At 58.8% G+C, this 19,870-nt stretch carries 21 protein-coding genes; 12 read left to right on the forward strand and 9 right to left on the reverse strand.

Annotated elements, in window-relative coordinates:
• Window positions 1-36: 36 nt before the first annotated feature.
• Entirely contained in the window at window positions 37-1,038 is a 1,002-nt protein-coding gene (locus PMI23_RS09340) for an LLM class flavin-dependent oxidoreductase (RefSeq protein WP_007911692.1), read from the reverse strand.
• A 241-nt stretch (window positions 1,039-1,279) separates the two neighbouring features.
• Between PMI23_RS09340 and PMI23_RS09345 the strand changes: the two genes are divergently transcribed.
• Window positions 1,280-1,711, forward strand: coding sequence for an OsmC family protein (locus PMI23_RS09345; protein WP_007911695.1), 432 nt, complete (start codon window positions 1,280-1,282; stop codon window positions 1,709-1,711).
• 259 nt (window positions 1,712-1,970) lie between these two features.
• Window positions 1,971-2,210 (forward strand): DUF1161 domain-containing protein, encoded by a 240-nt coding sequence (locus PMI23_RS09350; RefSeq protein ID WP_007911697.1) that lies wholly within the window; start codon window positions 1,971-1,973, stop codon window positions 2,208-2,210.
• A 6-nt stretch (window positions 2,211-2,216) separates the two neighbouring features.
• On the opposite strand, the gene PMI23_RS09355 is transcribed toward PMI23_RS09350, so the two are convergent.
• Window positions 2,217-2,636 (reverse strand): PA0061/PA0062 family lipoprotein, encoded by a 420-nt coding sequence (locus PMI23_RS09355; protein ID WP_007911699.1) that lies wholly within the window; start codon window positions 2,634-2,636, stop codon window positions 2,217-2,219.
• Between the two features lie 40 nt (window positions 2,637-2,676).
• Window positions 2,677-3,099 (reverse strand): PA0061/PA0062 family lipoprotein, encoded by a 423-nt coding sequence (locus tag PMI23_RS09360; RefSeq protein WP_007911701.1) that lies wholly within the window; start codon window positions 3,097-3,099, stop codon window positions 2,677-2,679.
• Between the two features lie 59 nt (window positions 3,100-3,158).
• On the opposite strand from PMI23_RS09360, the gene PMI23_RS09365 reads away from it, so the two are divergent.
• On the forward strand, window positions 3,159-4,250 hold the full coding sequence (locus PMI23_RS09365; protein WP_007911703.1) for an aminopeptidase: 1,092 nt from the start codon (window positions 3,159-3,161) through the stop codon (window positions 4,248-4,250).
• A gap of 100 nt (window positions 4,251-4,350) precedes the next feature.
• Here PMI23_RS09365 and PMI23_RS09370 read toward each other — a convergent pair whose 3' ends face one another.
• Both PMI23_RS09370 and PMI23_RS09375 read right to left on the reverse strand, forming a co-directional pair.
• Window positions 4,351-5,001, reverse strand: coding sequence for an HAD family hydrolase (locus tag PMI23_RS09370; RefSeq protein ID WP_007911705.1), 651 nt, complete (start codon window positions 4,999-5,001; stop codon window positions 4,351-4,353).
• A gap of 28 nt (window positions 5,002-5,029) precedes the next feature.
• A complete protein-coding gene (locus PMI23_RS09375; RefSeq protein ID WP_007911708.1) occupies window positions 5,030-5,575 on the reverse strand; it encodes a gamma carbonic anhydrase family protein in 546 nt (181 codons plus the stop codon).
• 88 nt (window positions 5,576-5,663) lie between these two features.
• Between PMI23_RS09375 and prlC the strand changes: the two genes are divergently transcribed.
• Both prlC and PMI23_RS09385 read left to right on the forward strand, forming a co-directional pair.
• Entirely contained in the window at window positions 5,664-7,715 is a 2,052-nt protein-coding gene (prlC, locus tag PMI23_RS09380; RefSeq protein ID WP_007911709.1) for an oligopeptidase A, read from the forward strand.
• On the forward strand, window positions 7,712-7,999 hold the full coding sequence (locus PMI23_RS09385; RefSeq protein WP_007911710.1) for a YheV family putative zinc ribbon protein: 288 nt from the start codon (window positions 7,712-7,714) through the stop codon (window positions 7,997-7,999). The genes prlC and PMI23_RS09385 overlap by 4 nt, the downstream gene beginning before the upstream one ends.
• Before the next feature lie 49 nt (window positions 8,000-8,048).
• On the opposite strand, the gene PMI23_RS09390 is transcribed toward PMI23_RS09385, so the two are convergent.
• Complete coding sequence (locus PMI23_RS09390; protein ID WP_007911711.1) at window positions 8,049-8,717, reverse strand: dual specificity protein phosphatase family protein; 669 nt, start codon at window positions 8,715-8,717, stop codon at window positions 8,049-8,051.
• Window positions 8,718-9,021: 304 nt separating this feature from the next.
• Here PMI23_RS09390 and PMI23_RS09395 point away from each other — a divergent pair, with 304 nt between their 5' ends.
• From PMI23_RS09395 to PMI23_RS09405, 3 genes are read left to right on the forward strand one after another with little or no spacing between them, the layout of a single operon-like run.
• A complete protein-coding gene (locus PMI23_RS09395) occupies window positions 9,022-9,768 on the forward strand; it encodes a gluconate 2-dehydrogenase subunit 3 family protein (RefSeq protein WP_007911712.1) in 747 nt (248 codons plus the stop codon).
• A 2-nt stretch (window positions 9,769-9,770) separates the two neighbouring features.
• Window positions 9,771-11,555, forward strand: a complete 1,785-nt coding sequence (locus PMI23_RS09400; RefSeq protein WP_007911713.1) for a GMC family oxidoreductase — start codon at window positions 9,771-9,773, stop codon at window positions 11,553-11,555.
• A gap of 12 nt (window positions 11,556-11,567) precedes the next feature.
• On the forward strand, window positions 11,568-12,869 hold the full coding sequence (locus PMI23_RS09405; protein WP_007911715.1) for a c-type cytochrome: 1,302 nt from the start codon (window positions 11,568-11,570) through the stop codon (window positions 12,867-12,869).
• 59 nt (window positions 12,870-12,928) lie between these two features.
• Here PMI23_RS09405 and PMI23_RS09410 read toward each other — a convergent pair whose 3' ends face one another.
• Both PMI23_RS09410 and PMI23_RS09415 read right to left on the reverse strand, forming a co-directional pair.
• Window positions 12,929-13,204 carry a hypothetical protein gene (locus PMI23_RS09410; protein WP_007911717.1) on the reverse strand — a complete coding sequence of 92 codons (276 nt, stop codon included), beginning with the start codon at window positions 13,202-13,204 and terminating at the stop codon, window positions 12,929-12,931.
• Between the two features lie 206 nt (window positions 13,205-13,410).
• A complete protein-coding gene (locus tag PMI23_RS09415; protein WP_007911718.1) occupies window positions 13,411-13,713 on the reverse strand; it encodes a hypothetical protein in 303 nt (100 codons plus the stop codon).
• Between the two features lie 223 nt (window positions 13,714-13,936).
• Between PMI23_RS09415 and PMI23_RS09420 the strand changes: the two genes are divergently transcribed.
• From PMI23_RS09420 to PMI23_RS09430, 3 genes are all read left to right on the forward strand, one after another.
• Window positions 13,937-14,995: a PA0069 family radical SAM protein gene (locus PMI23_RS09420; RefSeq protein WP_007911719.1), complete on the forward strand. Its 1,059-nt coding sequence runs from the start codon at window positions 13,937-13,939 to the stop codon at window positions 14,993-14,995.
• Window positions 14,996-15,233: 238 nt separating this feature from the next.
• Complete coding sequence (locus tag PMI23_RS09425; protein WP_007911720.1) at window positions 15,234-15,962, forward strand: carbonic anhydrase; 729 nt, start codon at window positions 15,234-15,236, stop codon at window positions 15,960-15,962.
• A gap of 90 nt (window positions 15,963-16,052) precedes the next feature.
• Entirely contained in the window at window positions 16,053-17,579 is a 1,527-nt protein-coding gene (locus tag PMI23_RS09430) for a SulP family inorganic anion transporter (RefSeq protein WP_007911721.1), read from the forward strand.
• Between the two features lie 136 nt (window positions 17,580-17,715).
• Here PMI23_RS09430 and PMI23_RS09435 read toward each other — a convergent pair whose 3' ends face one another.
• A complete protein-coding gene (locus tag PMI23_RS09435; protein WP_007911722.1) occupies window positions 17,716-18,366 on the reverse strand; it encodes a hypothetical protein in 651 nt (216 codons plus the stop codon).
• A 369-nt stretch (window positions 18,367-18,735) separates the two neighbouring features.
• Between PMI23_RS09435 and coxB the strand changes: the two genes are divergently transcribed.
• Complete coding sequence (coxB, locus tag PMI23_RS09440; RefSeq protein ID WP_007911723.1) at window positions 18,736-19,863, forward strand: cytochrome c oxidase subunit II; 1,128 nt, start codon at window positions 18,736-18,738, stop codon at window positions 19,861-19,863.
• Window positions 19,864-19,870: the final 7 nt, after the last annotated feature.

A 19,870-nucleotide genomic window follows, 5' to 3' on the forward strand; every position in this document is an offset into this window, starting at 1 on the left:
TTCGGGAGGGCTAGGGTGAGGGTGCCTTTCGGCTTTTCAGCCCGTCATCACCTGCGCCAACAACTCGTAGGAATGCACACGATCAGCGTGTTCGTAGAGATCACTGGTAAAAATCAGCTCATCCGCCTGGGTCTGCTCAATCAGCACTTCAAGTTTGGCGCGAATCTTCTGCGGGCTACCCACCATCGCGAGCCCAAGGAAATCACCCACCGCTTCACGCTCATGCGGCAGCCACAGGCCGTCCATGGTTTTCACCGGCGGACGCTGCACCAGACTCTGCCCACGCATCAACGCGAGAATGCGCTGGTACACCGATGTCGCCAGGTAATCGGCTTGCTCATCGGTGTCCGCTGCCACCAAAGGCACGCCGAGCATCACGTAAGGCTTGTCGAGCACCGCCGACGGCTTGAAGTGATTGCGATAAACGCGAATCGCCTCGTGCATGAAACGCGGGGCGAAATGCGATGCGAAGGCGTAAGGCAAACCGCGCTCACCGGCCAGTTGCGCACTGAACAGACTGGAACCCAGCAACCAGATCGGCACATTGGTGCCGGTGCCCGGCATCGCGATCACGCGCTGATCCGGGGTACGCGGGCCGAGGTAGCGCACCAGTTCGGCGACGTCTTCGGGGAAGTCATCAGCGCTGCCGGAGCGCTCGCGGCGCAGAGCACGGGCTGTCATCTGATCGGAACCGGGCGCGCGGCCCAGACCGAGGTCGATCCGCCCCGGATACAGACTTTCGAGGGTGCCGAACTGCTCGGCGATGACCAGCGGCGCATGGTTGGGCAGCATCACGCCGCCGGAGCCGACACGAATGGTCGACGTACCACCAGCCAGATAGCCGAGCAATACCGACGTCGCAGAACTGGCGATGCCGTCCATGTTGTGGTGTTCGGCCACCCAGAACCGCGTGTAGCCGAATTTCTCGACGTGCTGCGCCAGATCCAGCGAGTTGCGCAGCGATTGCGCCGGGCTGCCGTTTTCGCGCACCGGTACCAGATCAAGGGTGGAAAATTTTACGTCGGACAGTTGTTTCATAAACCTGCGTCTCCGAGTGAGGAGGCAGGCTTTTCTTGCAAACGAAAACCTGCCAAATCCATAAGCGTGTTTTGTGCAATGAGGGCATATACCCGAGTTTCAATAGCAGCGATGAAATTTCCTACTAAAAAAGTCAACGATTCAGCCGGGCTGAACTTTGCTGCGGCGTCTATCCTCAGAAGCCTTGCAAGCAAAACCACGACGACGCGGCGTTTCCGCGTCAGATCTTGAGGAGGCAGACATGGCTATCGTGAAGAAAGCATCCGCACATTGGGCAGGCGATCTGAAAACCGGCATTGGCTCGATCTCCACTGAAACCGGTGTCCTCAGAGAGGCGCCTTACGGTTTCAAGGCGCGCTTTGAGGGCGGCAAAGGTACCAACCCGGAGGAACTGATCGGCGCGGCGCATGCCGGCTGCTTCTCTATGGCGTTTTCGATGATTCTCGGCGATGCGGGCCTGAAGGCCGACAGCATTGATACTCAGGCTGAAGTCACCCTCGATCAGGTGGATGGCGGGTTCGCGATCACCGCGGTGAAGCTGATTCTCAAGGCGAAAATCCCGGGGGCGACGCAGGAGCAGTTTGAAGAGCTCAGCAACAAGGCCAAGGAAGGGTGCCCGGTGTCGAAAGTGCTGAATGCGAAGATTACGCTTGAGGCTTCGTTGGTCAGCTAATTCGACTCTTACCGGTCTGACGCTATCGCGAGCAGGCTCACTCCTACAGGGGATCTCGGTTGTTCACAATTGTTGTGCCCACTGGAGATCAACTGTAGGAGTGAGCCTGCTCGCGATAGCAATCTGACAATCACTGCCGATCCAACACCGTAAACACAACTTATGAGCGAAGTCAGAACCCTCGCTGTAAAAGTATGGTCGAATCAATGACAGCAGCTTCAGCGCACGCCCGTGCGCGCTGCCTCAGGGAGCTTCACTCATGAAACGTATTGGCTTGGCGATTCTCTGCAGTGCACTGGCCACCTCGGTAATTGCGGCACCCAAAGACTGCGAAGAACTCAAGAAAGAGATCGAAATCAAGATTCAGGCTAAAGCAGTGCCGTCCTATACACTGGAAATCGTAACCAAGGAAGAAGCTGCGAAACATGACATCGCCATGGTGGTCGGTTCATGTGAGAACGGCACCAAAGCGATCATCTACCAGAAAAACGACAGCTGAAACATTTCACATGATGCAGTTGTAGTCACGATCTTCGGCAACGATTTCGCGCTTGGCGTTGTACAGCCGGGCACTCGGAGTGAACCCCAGCGAACGCCCCTCCAGCACATAACGCTGCCCGGCCTCGAAATGGTCATAGCGGATGTACAGATAGCACAGCCGCTCCACCGGGCCGTTCATCAAGCTGCCGCCACCACCAAACACTTCGAAATCGAACCGCACGCGCAGTTCGTGACTGCCGGGGGTGACCTGAAAGTAGCGCCCGTCATTCAGTCGCTGTTTGTCGAGACGCTCGGCCATCAGCACTTTACCGCCGGGTGTCGGCGTCGAAAAATCGACCCAGGCCATGTGCGGATCGGCCGGGGGCAAAGGCGTCTGACAACCGGCCAAAAGACCGGCAGCGAGCAACAACAGCAACTGGCGCATGATGAATATCCACGGATGTGAATCCTCAGCATAGCGCCGATCAGGTGCGCTGACAGCCTGCCGGTGTGCCTTGACCTACCACTTTGCGCTGCTCGTCATAAAGCTTGGCCCATGGTCGAAAGCCGATACTGCCGGCCTGCAACTGATAACGCTGGCCGGCGTTGAAGTCCTTGAATTTCACGCTCAACAGGCAATCGCGCCACAGCGGCTCAGCGTCGGGACCGATATTGGTCGCCTCCACCGGAAACTGATAACGCACCTTCAACTCATGGCTGCCTGGCTGCACTTCGAAGTAACGTTTGTCGTCGGTCACGCTGCTATCGACCTTCAGCGCTTGCAACGACGTGTCCTGCTGCCGGGCATCAAGGTCGATCCAGGCTTGCGAAGGGTCGGGATCGGGCATTCCGAAATTGGCACAACCGGCCAGCGTCAGCAGGCCCCCTGTCAGCATCAATATGCGCATAGCGGTGCTCCTTTAGGCGGGATAGTCTTGCGGGCAGACTCTCCGGGGGATTTCTTATTTTGATCAGGCCGTTTCCAAGCCTTGGGTTACTTGATCGCGTTTTTCGGGTTTTGTTTCCGGGTGTGTTGTTTTTGTTGCTCAACGGTTGCGCCAGCGTCAGCTATTACGCTCAGTTGGCCAGCGGTCAGTTGCAATTGCTGCGGGCGCGTGAGCCTGTGGAGCAGGTGATCAACGACCCTAGCCGCGACGCGACACTGCGCGCGCACCTGGCTCAATCTCAGAAGGCCCGCGCCTTTGCCAGCGAGCATCTGCACTTGCCGGACAACCAGAGCTATCGTCTTTACGCCGACATCCATCGCCCGTACGTGGTGTGGAATGTGTTCGCCACGCAGGAGTTTTCCCTGACGCCGCAGAATCATTGCTTCCCGATTGCCGGGTGTGTGGCCTATCGCGGCTATTACAGTCAGAGCGCCGCGCGCGGCGAAGCGGCAATCCAGCGATTGCAGGGCATGGACGTGTCGATTGGCGGCGTTGAGGCCTATTCGACGCTGGGCTGGTTCAACGACCCGATCCTTAATTCGATGATGGGCTGGGGTGATGAGCGCCTGGCCACGTTGATCTTTCATGAGCTGGCGCATCAGCGCTTTTACGTGAAGGACGACACCGAGTTCAACGAATCCTTCGCCTCGTTTGTCGAGCAGGAAGGCACGCGGCAGTGGCGGGCGTTTCGTGGGTTGCCGGCGGACACCGATTCGCGGCTGAAGCAGCGTGATCAGTTTATTGAGTTGGTACTCGATACCCGCTCACGGCTGGAGAAGCTTTATGCACAGCCATTAGCCGCCGAACAGATGCGCGAACGCAAAGCAGCCGAGTTCGAACGGTTTCGCCGGGACTATCGGGTGAAGCGAGACACCCAGTGGGCCGGGAACAAGCGTTACGACGCTTGGGTGAACGCGCCGCTGAACAATGCGCGGTTGCTGCCGTTTGGGCTTTATGACCAGTGGGTGCCGGCGTTTGCGGCGTTGTTCAAAAAGGTCGGGGGGGATTGGATGAGGTTTTATGCGGAGGTGGAGAAGTTAGGGGAGCTGCCGGCCGCCGAGCGCAAAGCGGCGCTGAAAGCGTTGGCTGACTCTCAGACCTTTCGTGGCTGAATTGGCCTCATCGCTGGCAAGCCAGCTCCCACAGGGACAGCGGTGAACCTGAGTACATCACTCACCTGTGGGAGCTGGCTTGCCAGCGATGGCGTACTGATCAGCGCTGCAGAAACGCCTGATGCAACGCGTCCAGCGTTTCAAAGTGATAAGCCGGCGCCTCCGCGCTCAACTCTTCAAAACTGCCAAACCCATAACCGACCGCCGCCGCATCCAGGCCATTGCTGCGCGCCCCGATCAGGTCATGCTTACGATCGCCGATCATCAGCGTATTCGCCGGGTCCAGCCCTTCTTCCGCCATCAAGTGCGCAATCAACTCAACCTTGTTGGTGCGCGTGCCGTCCAGCTCGCTGCCATAGATCACCTTGAAGTGCCGGGCGAAATCAAAGTGCCGGGCAATCTCACGGGCAAATTCCCACGGCTTCGAGGTGGCGATGTACAACTGCCGTCCTTGGCCACTGAGGGTTTCCAGCAAGGGCGTCACGCCCTCAAATACGCGGTTTTCATACAGGCCGGTGACCTTGAAGCGTTCGCGATAAAAATTCACCGCCTGCCACGCCTTGGCCTCGTCAAACTCATAGAACTGCATAAATGCCTGCAACAACGGCGGGCCGATGAAGTGCTCGAGTTTGCTCAGATCCGGCTCATCGATACCGAGCTTGGCAAGGGCGAACTGGATGGAACGGGTGATGCCCTCACGCGGGTCGGTCAGGGTGCCATCGAGGTCGAACAGTACGGTCTGGTAATGCATGAGAAATCCTGAGCAGGTGTAAGGCGATTCAGAGCTGGTCGTAGCCTTCGGCCAGATGCAGGTCCTTGAGTTTCACGTAGTTCGCCGCGCTGTAGGTGAAGAAGGCTTTTTCCTTGTCGGTGAGTTCCCGCACCTGTTTTACCGGGCTGCCGACATAAAGGAAGCCACTTTGCAGCCGTTTGCCCGGCGGCACCAGGCTGCCGGCACCGATGATCACATCGTCTTCGACCACCGCGCCATCCATGACAATGCTGCCCATGCCGATCAATACGCGGCTACCGACGGTACAACCATGCAGCATCACTTTATGGGCGATGGTCACGTCATCGCCGATCAGCAGCGGAAAACCGTCCGGATTGAACGGACCGGCATGGGTGATGTGCAGCACGCAACCGTCCTGGACGCTGGTGCGCGCACCGATGCGGATGCGGTGCATGTCGCCGCGGATCACGGTCAACGGCCAGACCGAGCTGTCTTCGCCGATTTCGACGTCGCCGATGACCACTGCCGAGCCATCGACAAACGCGCCCTTGCACAGGCGTGGGGTGTGATTCTGGTACTTGCGAACGGACACGATAATTTCTCTCTCTGTCGCCGATAGCTGCGGTGAATGCCGATTGTAATTAAGATGGGGCAATGTTTCCCCAGCCAAGGTGCCAACCGTGAGCGTGAACAACCCTCTGCTGCAGTCCTACGACCTGCCACCGTTCTCCACGATCCGTGCCGAACACGTCCTGCCCGCCATCGAAACGATCCTGGCCGACAACCGCGCCGCCATTGCCGAAATCCTCAAGACCCAAGTCCAGAATCCAACCTGGGCCGGTCTGGTGTTGGCGATGGACGAACTCAATGACCGCCTCGGCGCTGCCTGGAGCCCGGTCAGCCACCTCAATGCCGTGTGCAACAGCGCCGAACTGCGCGAAGCCTACGAGTCGTGCCTGCCGGCCCTGAGCGCCTACTCCACCGAGATGGGCCAGAACCGCGAACTGTTCCAGGCTTATGAAGCGCTGGCCAACAGCCCGGAAGCCGCCGGCTTCGACGTGGCGCAAAAGACTATTCTGGAACACGCCCTGCGTGACTTCCGTCTGTCGGGTATCGACCTGCCGGAAGCCGAGCAAAAGCGCTATGCCGAAGTGCAGAGCAAACTGTCCGAGCTGGGCAGCCGCTTCTCCAATCAACTGCTCGACGCCACGCAGGCGTGGACCAAGCACGTCACCGACGAAGCCGCCCTCGCCGGCCTGACCGATTCGGCCAAGGCGCAGATGGCGGCCGCCACACAGGCCAAAGGCCTCGACGGCTGGCTGATCACCCTGGAATTCCCAAGCTACTACGCGGTGATGACCTACGCGCAAGACCGCGCACTGCGCGAAGAAGTCTACGCCGCCTACTGCACCCGCGCCTCGGATCAAGGCCCGAACGCCGGTCAGAACGACAATGGCCCGGTGATGGAAGAGATCCTCGACCTGCGTCAGGAGCTGGCCAAGCTGCTGGGTTTCGCCAGCTTCTCCGAGCTGAGCCTGGCGACGAAAATGGCCGAGTCCAGCGATCAGGTGCTGAGCTTCCTGCGTGATCTGGCCAAGCGCAGCAAGCCGTTTGCCGCACAGGATCTGCAACAGCTGCGCGCCTACGCCGCCGAACAGGGCTGCGCAGACCTGCAAAGCTGGGACAGCGGTTTCTACGGCGAGAAACTGCGTGAGCAACGCTACAGCGTCGCCCAGGAAACCCTGCGCGCCTACTTCCCGATCGACAAAGTGCTGGGCGGTCTGTTTGCCATCGTTCAGCGCCTGTACGGCATCGAAATCGCCGAGCAGAAAGGCTTCGATACCTGGCACCCGGACGTGCGCCTGTTTGAAATCAAAGAAAACGGCCAGCACGTCGGCCGCTTCTTCTTCGACCTCTATGCCCGCGCCAACAAGCGTGGCGGTGCATGGATGGACGGCGCCCGTGACCGTCGCCGCACTGTCGACGGCGTGCTGCAAAGCCCGGTGGCCAATCTGGTGTGCAACTTCACCCCGGCCGACAGCGGCAAGCCTGCGCTGCTGACTCATGATGAAGTGACCACGCTGTTCCACGAATTCGGTCATGGTCTGCATCACCTGCTGACCCGCGTTGATCACGCTGGCGTTTCCGGCATCAACGGTGTCGCGTGGGACGCGGTCGAGCTGCCAAGCCAGTTCATGGAAAACTGGTGCTGGGAGCCGGAAGGCCTCGCGCTGATTTCCGGTCACTACGAAAGCGGCGAGCCGCTGCCCCAGGACCTGCTGGAAAAGATGCTCGCGGCGAAGAACTTCCAGTCCGGCCTGATGATGGTCCGTCAGCTGGAATTCTCGCTGTTCGACTTCGAGCTGCACGCCACCCACGGTGACGGCCGCAGCGTGCTGCAAGTGCTCGAAGGCGTGCGTGACGAGGTGTCGGTGATGCGCCCACCGGCCTACAACCGCTTCCCGAACAGTTTTGCGCACATCTTCGCCGGGGGTTATGCGGCGGGTTACTACAGCTACAAGTGGGCTGAAGTGCTCTCGGCCGATGCCTTCTCGAAGTTCGAAGAGGACGGCGTGCTCAACGCTGAAACCGGTCGTGCCTTCCGCGAAGCGATTCTGGCGCGCGGTGGTTCGCAGGCGCCGATGGTGCTGTTCGTCGACTTCCGTGGCCGTGAGCCGTCGATTGACGCACTCTTGCGCCACAGCGGCCTGAGTGAGGACGCGGCAGCATGAGTGAGGCACCTGTGATTACCAAGAAGCGCTTTATCGCCGGGGCGGTCTGCCCGGCGTGCAGCGAGCCGGACAAGTTGATGATGTGGAACGAGGACAGCGTGCCGCACCGTGAATGTGTGGCCTGCGGTTACTCGGACACGCTGAACGAGCAAGGGCTGTCGGTACCGAAAGAACTGGGCACGCGGGTCAACACCAGTGCATTGAACAAACCTGCGCCGGACAAGACCGTGCAGGCGGTGCAGTTCTTTCCGAATCCGAAGCTGAAGAAAAAGTCCGAGGACTGAGCTGCGACTGGAAAACCTTCCACGATGCAACGTCGTGGAAGGTCGTGGATTACTTCAGATTGACTGACTGAAACCAGCTCTTCATCGAGCAGGTGGCGAACGCGCTGGTGCTGCAATCACCATTGGCCAGCGCTGTGCGCAGTTTGTCGACATCGGCCTGCATTACATAGCGGACACTGTCGCGAAAGTGCCCACTCTCACCGAAACCGCCCTGGGTCATCTCGCTCAAGGCGTCTTCTTTACTCCAGCCCTGCACCACCACGCGGTACATCGCCGCCATCAGGCCGGTGCGGTCGGAGCCGTGTTTGCAGTGCATCAACACCGGACCCTTGGCTTCGGCAGACTGAATAGCCCGCAGGGTCTTGAGCACGTCGGCGTCGTCAACGTGATTGGTCCGATACGGCAGTTGCACCTGGTTAATGTCCGGCTCGGACAACCAATTACTGTCGGCTTCCGGGAGGAAGTTGATCACCGTGGCGACCTTGAGATTTTTCAGTAACGGTACGGCGCCGCCATCCGGCAATGCGCTGCGATAGAGCGTCGGCGACATCTGGAACAGGTTGTATTGCACTTCGACCGGTTGCGCCCAATCAGTGGGACGGGCCGTCGCTGTCGCAGTCGCAGTCGCAGTCGCAGTCGCCGCAGCCTGGGCTGGCAGCCAGTGCAACAGCGCGACAAGCGATAAACACAAAGCAGGGAACAAACGCACTCGGGACATGCTGGGGTAACCGTGTCGGGGTTCATCGGTGATAGGAGCCGCAGCTTCGGCGTTGCGCGGTCAAAGCCCTGTGAGGCGCTTGTCAAAGAATTGTGAATGGACACTGTTTCATTCATCGCCACTCAGAAAACCGGTGTTTTTTCCGATGAATCGGTTCATCGAGAAGCTTAGCCTGCTACCATTTGTCACATGATGTTGCAGGCGCGTCCCCTTTTCCTGGGTCAGACCGCTGTTGTCGCGACGAAAAATCCTCAAGCCGCTCGCAGAAGCGGCTGTCCCTTAATGCCTGATGAGGTGCACCACCATGTCTGATGAAAATCGAGACAACCCGCGGCGTGAGTTTTTGCGCAAATCCCTGACCCTGATCCCGGTGGTCACCCTGGCCGGCACCGGTCTGGGCAGTAGCGTGCTGCAAGCGGCGCCCGAAGCCGCACCCACTGCACCCGCGCCGCAACCGGTCCGCGCTGATGCCGGGGTTTATCAGCCGAGCTACTTCACCGCCGAAGAATGGGCATTCATCAATGCCGCCGTCGCGCAGTTGATCCCCAACGATGCCCAAGGCCCGGGTGCGCTCGAAGCCGGCGTGCCGGAATACATCGACCGGCAGATGAACACGCCGTACGCCGCCGGTGCCCTTTGGTACATGCAAGGCCCGTTTAATGCCGACGCCGCGCCGGAAATGGGCTGGCAGAGCAAACTGGTGCCCAAAGAGATCTATCGCCTCGGCATTGCCGCCACGGATCAGTGGGCAAAATCCCTCAACGGTAAAGTATTTGCTGAGCAAGACAGCGCTACCCGAGACGATTTGCTCAAGCAACTTGAAGCGGGCAAGCCGCAATTCGATGCGGTGCCGGCGAAGATTTTCTTCAATCTGCTGCTGCAAAACACCAAGGAAGGGTTCTTCTGCGACCCGATCCACGGTGGCAACAAAGGCATGGTCGGCTGGACCATGATCGGCTTCCCCGGCGCCCGCGCCGATTTCATGGATTGGGTGGAACGCAACGAGCAATACCCCTTCCCGGCAGTTTCGATTCGCGGCGAGAGGGCGTAAGCATGGCAACGGTAATGAAGAAGGTTGACGCAGTCATCGTTGGTTTTGGCTGGACCGGCGCGATCATGGCCAAGGAGCTGACCGAAGCGGGTCTCAACGTGCTGGCGCTGGAGCGCGGGCCGATGCAGGACACCTACCCCGACGGCAACTATCCCCAGGTGATCGACGAACTCACCTACAGCGTGCGCAAAAAACTCTTTCAGGACATCTCCAAAGAGACGGTCACTATTCGCCACAGCGTTAACGACATCGCCCTGCCGAACCGCCAGTTGGGCGCGTTTCTGCCCGGCAATGGTGTTGGCGGCGCCGGTCTGCACTGGTCGGGCGTGCACTTTCGCGTCGACCCGATCGAATTGCGCATGCGCAGCCATTACGAAGAGCGCTACGGCAAAAGCTTTATCCCCAAGGACATGACTATCCAGGACTTCGGCGTCAGCTATGAAGAACTGGAGCCGTTCTTCGATTTCGCCGAAAAAGTCTTCGGCACCTCGGGCCAGGCCTGGACCGTGAAGGGCCAACTGGTCGGTCAAGGCAAGGGCGGCAACCCGTACGCACCGGATCGCTCCAACCCGTTTCCGCTGGAGGCGCAGAAGAACACGGTATCCGCACAGCTGTTCGGTAAAGCGGCGACAGAAGTCGGTTACAAACCCTACAACCTGCCGTCCGCGAACACCTCCGGGCCGTACACCAATCCTTACGGTGCGCAGATGGGCCCGTGCAACTTCTGCGGTTTTTGCAGCGGTTATGTCTGCTACATGTACTCCAAGGCTTCGCCAAACGTGAACATTCTGCCGGCGCTGAAACCTTTGCCGAATTTCGAGTTGCGACCTAACTCGCACGTGCTGCGGGTCAACCTCGACAGCACGAAATCCAAAGCCACCGGCGTGACCTACATCGACGGCCAGGGTCGCGAAATCGAGCAACCGGCGGATCTGGTGATTCTCGGCGCGTTCCAGTTGCACAACGTGCGTCTGATGCTGCTCTCCGGCATCGGCAAGCCGTACGACCCGATCAGCGGCGAAGGCGTGGTCGGGCGTAACTTCGCCTACCAGAACATGGCGACCATCAAGGCGTTCTTCGACAAGGACACCCACACCAACAACTTCATCGGCGCCGGCGGCAACGGCGTGGCGCTGGACGATTTCAACGCCGACAACTTCGACCACGGCCCGCACGGCTTTGTCGGCGGCTCGCCGATGTGGGTCAACCAGGCCGGCAGCCGGCCGATTGCCGGCACCTCGAACCCGCCAGGCACCCCGGCCTGGGGCAGTGACTGGAAACGCGCGACCGCTGATTACTACACCCACCAGGTGTCGATGGACGCCCACGGCGCGCATCAGTCTTATCGGGGCAACTACCTTGATCTCGATCCGGTGTACCGCGATGCCTACGGCTTGCCGCTGCTGCGGATGACCTTCGACTGGCAGGAAAACGACATCAAGATGAACCGCTTCATGGTCGAGAAAATGGGCAAGGTCGCCGAAGCGATGGGGCCGAAAGCCATTGCCGTGATCGGCAAGAAAGTCGGCGATCACTTCAACACCGCCTCTTACCAGACCACCCACCTCAACGGTGGCGCAATCATGGGCACTGATCCGAAGAAGAGTGCGCTGAACCGCTACCTGCAGAGTTGGGACGTGCATAACGTCTTCGTTCCGGGTGCCTCGGCGTTCCCGCAAGGCCTGGGTTACAACCCGACCGGCCTGGTTGCCGCACTGACCTACTGGTCGGCGAAGGCAATCCGCGAGCAGTACCTGAAAAACCCCGGCCCGCTGGTTCAGGCTTAAGGAGCGATGACCATGAAAAATCTCGTTATCGCGACCCTGGCGCTGCTCGGCAGTGCCTCCACTCATGCGGCCGACGTTGATCAAAGCTTGATCAAACAGGGCGAATACCTCGCCCGCGCCGGTGACTGCGTGGCCTGCCACACCGCTAAGGGTGGCAAACCGTTCGCCGGTGGCCTGCCGATGGAAACGCCGATCGGCACGATTTACTCGACCAACATCACCCCGGACAAGACCGGCGTCGGCGAATACAGCTTCGAAGACTTCGATCAGGCCGTGCGCCATGGCGTCGCCAAAAACGGCAGTACGTTGTACCCGGCGATGCCGTATCCGTCCTACGCCCGTGTCAGCGAAACCGACATGCAAGCGCTGTACGCCTACTTCATGCACGGCGTAGAACCGGTGGCGCAAGAGAACAAGGCCAGTGATATTCCATGGCCGTTGAGCATGCGCTGGCCGCTGATGGGCTGGCGCTGGATGTTTGCGCCGAAGGTCGAGGACTACAAAACGACAAGTGCCGACCCGGTGATCGACCGTGGTGCCTATCTGGTCGAAGGCCTTGGCCATTGCGGCGCTTGCCATACGCCGCGCGCTCTGACCATGCAGGAAAAATCCCTGAGCGCTGCCGATGGCAGCAACTTCCTCGCCGGCAGTGCGCCGCTGGAAGGCTGGATCGCCAAGAGCCTGCGCGGCGATCACAAGGATGGCCTCGGCAGCTGGAGCGAGGAGCAACTGGTGCAGTTCCTCAAGACCGGTCGCAGCGATCGCAGCGCCGTGTTCGGCGGCATGAGTGATGTGGTCACCCACAGCATGCAATACATGACCGACGCGGATCTGACCGCAATTGCCCGCTACCTCAAGTCGTTGCCGGCCAGTGATCCGAACGATCATCCGCATCAGTACGACGAGAAAGCGGCGAAAGCCCTATGGAATGGCGATGACAGTCAGCGTGGCGCTGCGGTGTACATCGACAACTGCGCGGCGTGCCACCGCACCGATGGCCACGGTTACACCCGGGTATTCCCGGCGCTGGCGGGTAATCCGGTGCTGCAATCGGAAGACCCGACTTCGTTGATCCACATCGTGCTCAAGGGCGGCACGTTGCCGGCGACGCACACGGCACCGTCGACCTTCACCATGCCGGGCTTCGCCTGGCGCCTGTCGGATCAGGAAGTGGCGGATGTGGTGAGCTTCATCCGTGGCAGTTGGGGTAATAAAGGTGCGCCGGTTGACGCTGAGGATGTGGCCAATCTGCGCAAGAACGATATGCAGACGACTTCCGGGGATGATTTGGGGCAAGTCACCACGCATAACTGACGGATGTGATTGATACGCCGCTGGCACGGTTCGACTTTTCGTGTGGTGTCAGCGGCCAATCAACGCTTGGACTGAAAGCCTTTGAACTGCACGAATGCATCGGCCAACTGCAGATAAAGCTTCTCGTCGTATTTGTCGGTGTCGCCATCGCCGTCAGTATCGATGGCGTCTTCGGAGATCAAGTCATAACGGCCATTGGCCTGCGACGACGAAGCAAAAAGCGAATAGTCGTAATCCATCATTTCGGTCGCGTCTTCACTGTAGTGATAAAACGCGATTTCCGGACTTCCATCTCGATCCATATCCGCAATTTCCAGCAGTATTCTGATAGCCATGGATGAAACCCTTCAGATTGATTGCGTGTTTGAGATTAGGCTTGGCGAGAATTCCGGTCTACTGTCAGAGTTGACAGGGTGTATGCCCAGCCAGCCCTTGACTGATCACCTTCCATTCACAGTGTCTTCTTCTAAAACAATAAAGCCCTGCATGAATTTTCATGCAGGACTTTATTGTTATTTGTTTGCGACTCTTGCACTTTCAATTACGGATTAACGATACTTACATAAGCCTTGGCCAATGCAATCAACTTCGCCTTGTCGTCGTTATCAATATCGCCATCACCGTCTACATCTTTCTTGTTGTTACGAATAGTGAATGTCTTGCCACGGTCGCTGGACACCGCCACCACGTAGATCGAATCGACCAGCCCCTCGGTGGGCAGCTCTTCCTCGGCATTCCAGCCCAACTCCTTACGGGCCAGTTGCATGGAAACAATAGTATTTGGCTCCGACGCATTCGGCAGCATCAACTGCAAGAACACACCACGTTGATTGAGATAAGACACGAATTAAATCCTTTTTAATTTAGTTATCGGCCAAGTGCCGATAGAAGTAACCAAGACTATATTCGATAACTTGTCGCGACAACGGGGCATATGTATCTCGGATTGTACTTTGCACTTATATATAAACTTTTCCAGTCAGCAAGTTTCCCATCGCTGAACGGTACTGGATCACAGTGGCCCCGCTCATGTACTGTATGCATATACAGATCAGGAGCCTGCCCAAATGATCAATCCTCTACCGCCTCGCGGTCGCGGCACCGCCAGCAACCCGCACAACCGCTTCGCGCCGAACCGATCGGTGGCCGAGGATGACGGCTGGTACCAGGAAGTGCCGCTGACTCAAGGCACCGAGGTGATGATCGAAACCGCAAAGACCATCATCACCCGCAACACATCTCCCGATCTGCCCTTCGACCGCTCGATCAATCCTTATCGCGGCTGCGAGCATGGCTGCATCTATTGCTACGCACGGCCCAGCCACGCCTATTGGGACATGTCACCGGGGCTGGACTTCGAAACCAGGCTGATCGCCAAGACCAACGCCGCCCAGGTGCTGGAAGAACAGCTCGGAAAGAAAGGCTATCAATGCGCGCCGATCAACCTGGGTTCCAATACCGATCCGTATCAGCCGATCGAGCGCGAACACAAAATCACCCGCCAGACCCTCGAAGTGCTGCTGCGTTATAGGCACCCAGTGACCATCGTCACCAAAGGCTCGCTGATTCTTCGCGATCTAGATCTGCTGACCGAGTTGGCCGAACAACGGCTGGTCGCGGTGATGATCAGCCTGACCACACTCGATGATGAGCTCAAACGCATCCTCGAACCGCGCGCCGCGGCACCCAAAGCGCGCTTGCGCGCCATTCGGGTCATGCGCGAGGCCGGCATTCCGGTCGGCGTGCTGTGTTCGCCGATGATTCCGATGATCAACGACAGTGAAATCGAAAACCTGCTCAGCGAAGCCCACGCAGCCGGTGCGCAAAGCGCGGCGTACATGATGCTGCGCCTGCCGCTGGAGGTGGCGCCGTTGTTCGAGGAATGGCTGGCGGCGCACTATCCGCAACGCGCCGCACACGTGCTGAGCCTGATCCGCCAGAGCCGTGGCGGCGAGCTCTACGACAGCCGTTTCGGCGCACGCATGCGCGGCGAAGGGGTATTTGCCGACCTGCTCGCGCAGCGTTTTGCCAAAGCCATCAAGCGTCTTGGCATGAATCAGCGCGAAGGCTATAACCTCGATTGCACGGCCTTCTGTCCGCCGGGTCGCCAGATGTCGTTGATTTAGCGACAATTGGCCTATGGTTGAGGGGTGGGAATCCTTCCGCCGAAATCACCCAGTCACGTTTTTTGTGACCTGGAACACACGTTCTAGAGCGTTTGATTCAGTTTGAGTTAAGTTTCGGCGGCTACCTTGTTCATCGAGTGACTGACGGGTCGGGATGACCCGGATGTTTTAAACAGCCACTGGCTTCATACCGGAATACATGGGAATGACTCCCCTAATCCGCCAAAGAGGATGAATCATGAGTGACAAGGATAAACAGCCGTTGGCTGCGTCGGCGCAAACCCCTGAAGCGGAATCCGCCGATGCAGCGCTGCGACAGATCGTAGACGGCTTTTTGCATTTTCATCATGAGGTCTTCCCACAGCAGGAAGAGCTCTTCAAGAAACTCGCCACGGCGCAGGCGCCCAAGGCGATGTTCATTACCTGCGCCGACTCGCGCATCGTCCCTGAGCTGATTACCCACAGCTCGCCCGGCGATCTGTTCGTGACCCGTAACGTCGGCAATGTTGTGCCGCCGTACGGGCAGATGAACGGCGGCGTTTCCACCGCAATCGAATACGCGGTATTGGCGCTCGGCGTGCAGCACATCATCATCTGCGGCCACTCCGATTGCGGCGCCATGCGTGCAGTGCTCAATCCGGACAGCCTGGAAAAAATGCCGACGGTCAAAGCCTGGCTGCGCCACGCTGAAGTCGCGAAAACCATGGTGCATGAGAACTGTAACTGCGCCGACGAAAAAGAAAGCATGCCGATCCTCACCGAGGAAAACGTCATCGCCCAACTGCAGCACTTGCGTACCCATCCTTCGGTAGCCTCGCGCATGGCGAACGGTCATCTGTTCATCCATGGCTGGGTCTACGACATCGAAACCAGCGAAATCAAAGCTTACGACGCGGATCAGGGCCGTTTCCTGCCGCTCGACGGTAGCCATCCGATTCCGGTGGCGACGCCCAAAGCGCGCTTCTAAATCTTCCTAAACATCTGTGTGGTTTGACGCCGGCCGCTGTTTCAGCGGTTCGGCGAAGCCATGCCTGAAGAAAACTTCGGGAGAATCGCCATGCGTGCGGCTCAATTGAAAGCGGTGTTGCCACGGGAGTTGCTCGCTTCAGTGGTTGTGTTTCTGGTCGCGTTGCCGCTGTGCATGGGTATCGCGATTGCGTCAGGGTTGCCACCGGCCAAGGGTTTGATCACTGGGATTATCGGTGGTCTGGTGGTCGGTTGGTTGGCGGGCTCGCCGTTGCAGGTCAGCGGGCCGGCGGCGGGGCTGGCGGTGTTGGTGTTTGAACTGGTGCGCCAGCACGGCATTGAGATGCTCGGGCCGATTCTGTTGCTTGCCGGTTTTCTGCAACTGGTCGCCGGCCGCTTGAAGCTCGGCTGCTGGTTTCGGGTTACGGCGCCAGCGGTGGTGTACGGGATGCTGGCGGGGATTGGCGTGTTGATCGTGCTGTCACAGGTGCATGTGATGCTCGATGCGTCACCGAAGCCCTCGGGGCTGGATAACCTCACGGCGTTCCCGGCTGCAGTGGCACAAGCGCTGCCGTCGTTTGGCTGGCAGGCGGGTTTGCTCGGACTGTCGACGATTGCAGTGATGTGGTTGTGGGAGAAGTTTCGCCCGCATTCGCTGCGCTTCGTTCCGGGCGCATTGCTCGGTGTCGGTCTGGCAACCGGGGCAAGTCTGTTGCTCGCTTTGCAGGTCAAACGCGTCGAGGTGCCGGCGAATCTGGCGGAGGCCATCGATTGGCTCAAACCTGCTGATCTGCTCAGTCTGGCCGATCCGACGCTGCTGATCGCCGCGTTCGCCGTGGCATTCATTGCCAGCGCCGAGACGCTGCTCTCCGCCGCAGCGGTGGATCGCATGCACAGCGGCGTGCGATCGGACTTCGACCGTGAACTGTCGGCGCAAGGGGTCGGCAACATGCTCTGCGGTCTGCTCGGTGCGCTGCCGATGACCGGGGTAATCGTGCGCAGTTCGGCCAACGTCCAGGCCGGTGCGACCACGCGTTACTCGACGATCTTCCATGGCCTGTGGCTGCTGGCGTTCGTGTTGTTGCTGTCGAGCGTGCTGCAAAGCATTCCGGTGGCGAGCCTGGCGGGGGTGCTGGTTTACACCGGGTTCAAACTGGTCGATCTCAAAGCGTTTCGAGGTCTGGGCCGTTATGGACGGATGCCGATGTTCACCTATGCGGCGACGGCGCTGGCGATCATCTTCACTGACCTGCTGACCGGGGTGTTGATCGGTTTCGGTCTGACGCTGTTGAAACTCGCGTTCAAAGCGTCGCGGTTGAAGATCAGCCTGATCGATCTGCCACAGGATGGTGAGATGGAGTTGCGTCTGGTCGGCGCGGCGACATTCCTCAAGGTGCCGGCGCTGACGCAAGTGCTGGGCAGTATTCCGCAGGGGACGACGGTGCATGTGCCGCTCAATAACCTGAGCTACATCGACCATTCGTGTCTGGAGTTGCTGGAAGAGTGGGGCCGGGCGAATGCGGCGAAGGGCTCGAAGCTGTTGATTGAGTCGCGTGGGTTGAAGCGCAGGCTTGAGGGGCGGATTCGAACTACTACCGGTATCGGCGCCGCCGGCTAAATCTTCCCGCCTGAACAAAAACCCTGTGGGAGCTGGCTTGCCAGCGAAGACGGAGTGTCAGTCACTGACAATGCTGACTGATCCACCGCTATCGCTGGCAAGCCAGCTCCCACAGGTATTTGGGTGTCGCTCAGGATTACGCGGCAGGCTGGTCCAGTTCCAGGCCCACACCCAGTCGGCGGCTCATGCACGGCCAGCGTTTCCACGCGGCGCCGGTGTCCGGGCTGCTGAGTTTTTCGCGGTAGGCTTCTACCGATTCCAGCGCAAAACTTTCGTCGTTGAGCATCTCGTCGATCGCGTGATGCACCGCTTCGTCCAGTTGGTTGGCAAATTCCTCACCGATCAATTGGTGAGCAATCAAGTTGGCGACCGTCATGTCCAAGGGGATCAGTGGCTGGCCGAAATGCTTGATGTACAGGTCGTTGACCTCTTCGACAAAACGGTGCGCCAGATAGGCTTCATCCAGCAGGCTATCCAGGCCAACGTGCCCGGCCATGATGGCTGGCGGCTGGAGGAAATACTGCTCGGCGATTTTCAGCACCGGTTTGATCTGCGATTCGATTCCCGCTTCCCTGGCGACTTCATTGGCTGCATCCAGCAGGTCTGGCACTTCATCAATGTAGGCGGCGACAAAACGCGTCAGCACACCGTTGGCGTCGGCTTCCGGCAATTGGATCGCCGGGTGTAAATGAGGCAGCTTGCTCTCCAACTGACGGGTCAGCAGGCCGGTGTCTTTTTCGTGTTGTTGGGCTTTTTGGATCTGCTCGCGCAATGCGGCGGTGTTCATGAAAACTCCAGGAAACAAGGCAATGAAATAGGGAAGACATAAGTTAGCTGGCTTACGAAAAATGCTAAGACGCATTTGTCATAATTATTTCATCCTTGATGCGCCTGCGTTATATCGGTTTGCCACCACTCGTCTGCATCCTTCTCCATTCGTGCCCTTGAACGCAAGTACCGGCTGTTTCAGTTGATTTACGTGTGCACATTGCAATTTCCCGTCGCTGTCTATACTCGCCAGTGAATGGAGTTAGCTGATGACGCCCGACTGCACCCGCAGCAAGGCCCGGCGATTCAAGTTCGTAGTCTGATGCAGCCGCTCCCTTGCCGCAGGCGAAAGCCGGCGGGATAACAAGAACGATAAGGGGAACCCGCAATGATGCGACATCCACACGTCTGGATGGGCCTCCTGTTGTGGTCGATTTTCAGTCCCGCGCATGCCGCATGGACTGTGAATATGGCGCCTGGAGCGACTGAAATCAGTCACGCAGTATTCGACCTGCACATGACCATATTCTGGATCTGTGTGGTGATCGGGATCATCGTCTTCGGCGCCATGTTCTGGTCGATGATGGTGCACCGCCGTTCTACCGGGCAGGTCGCCGCAAAATTCCACGAAAGCACCACCGTCGAAATTCTCTGGACCGTCGTACCGTTCCTGATTCTGGTAGCGATGGCCGTGCCGGCGACCGCCACCCTGATCAAGATGTACGACACCAGTGAGCCGGATATCGATATCCAGATCACCGGTTATCAGTGGAAGTGGCACTACAAATACCTGGGTCAGGACGTCGAGTTCTTCAGCAATCTGGCCACCCCCGCCGAGCAGATCCACAACAAGGAAACCAAGGGCGAGCACTACTTGCTCGAGGTCGACAAGCCATTGGTGCTGCCGACCGGGGCCAAAGTGCGCTTCCTTGTGACTTCTGCCGACGTTATTCACTCCTGGTGGGTACCGGCCTTTGCGGTGAAACGCGATGCGATTCCGGGGTTCGTCAACGAGGCGTGGACGCGCATCGACAAGCCCGGCATCTACCGTGGTCAATGCGCCGAACTGTGCGGCAAGGATCACGGCTTCATGCCGATCGTGGTCGAGGTCAAGGACAAGGCCGACTACGACAAGTGGCTCGCCGAGCGCAAAGCCGAAGCCGCGCAGCTTAAAGAGCTGACCAGCAAGGAATGGACCCTCGACGAACTCAAGGAACGTGGCGACAAGGTCTACCACACCACCTGCGTTGCCTGTCACCAGGCCGAAGGCCAGGGCCTGCCACCGATGTTCCCGGCGCTCAAAGGCTCGAAAATCGCCACCGGCCCGATCAAGGATCACCTGAGTATTGTCTTCCACGGCAAGCCCGGTACCGCCATGGCGGCGTTCGGCAAGCAGCTGTCGGAAGTCGATATCGCAGCGGTCGTGACCTACGAACGTAACGCCTGGGGCAACAACAAAGGCGACATGGTCACGCCAAAAGAAGTGCTGGAGCTGAAACAGGCGGAAAGCAAATGAGCCGGTC

Source organism: Pseudomonas sp. GM24 (assembly GCF_000282235.1).
Lineage (GTDB): Bacteria > Pseudomonadota > Gammaproteobacteria > Pseudomonadales > Pseudomonadaceae > Aquipseudomonas.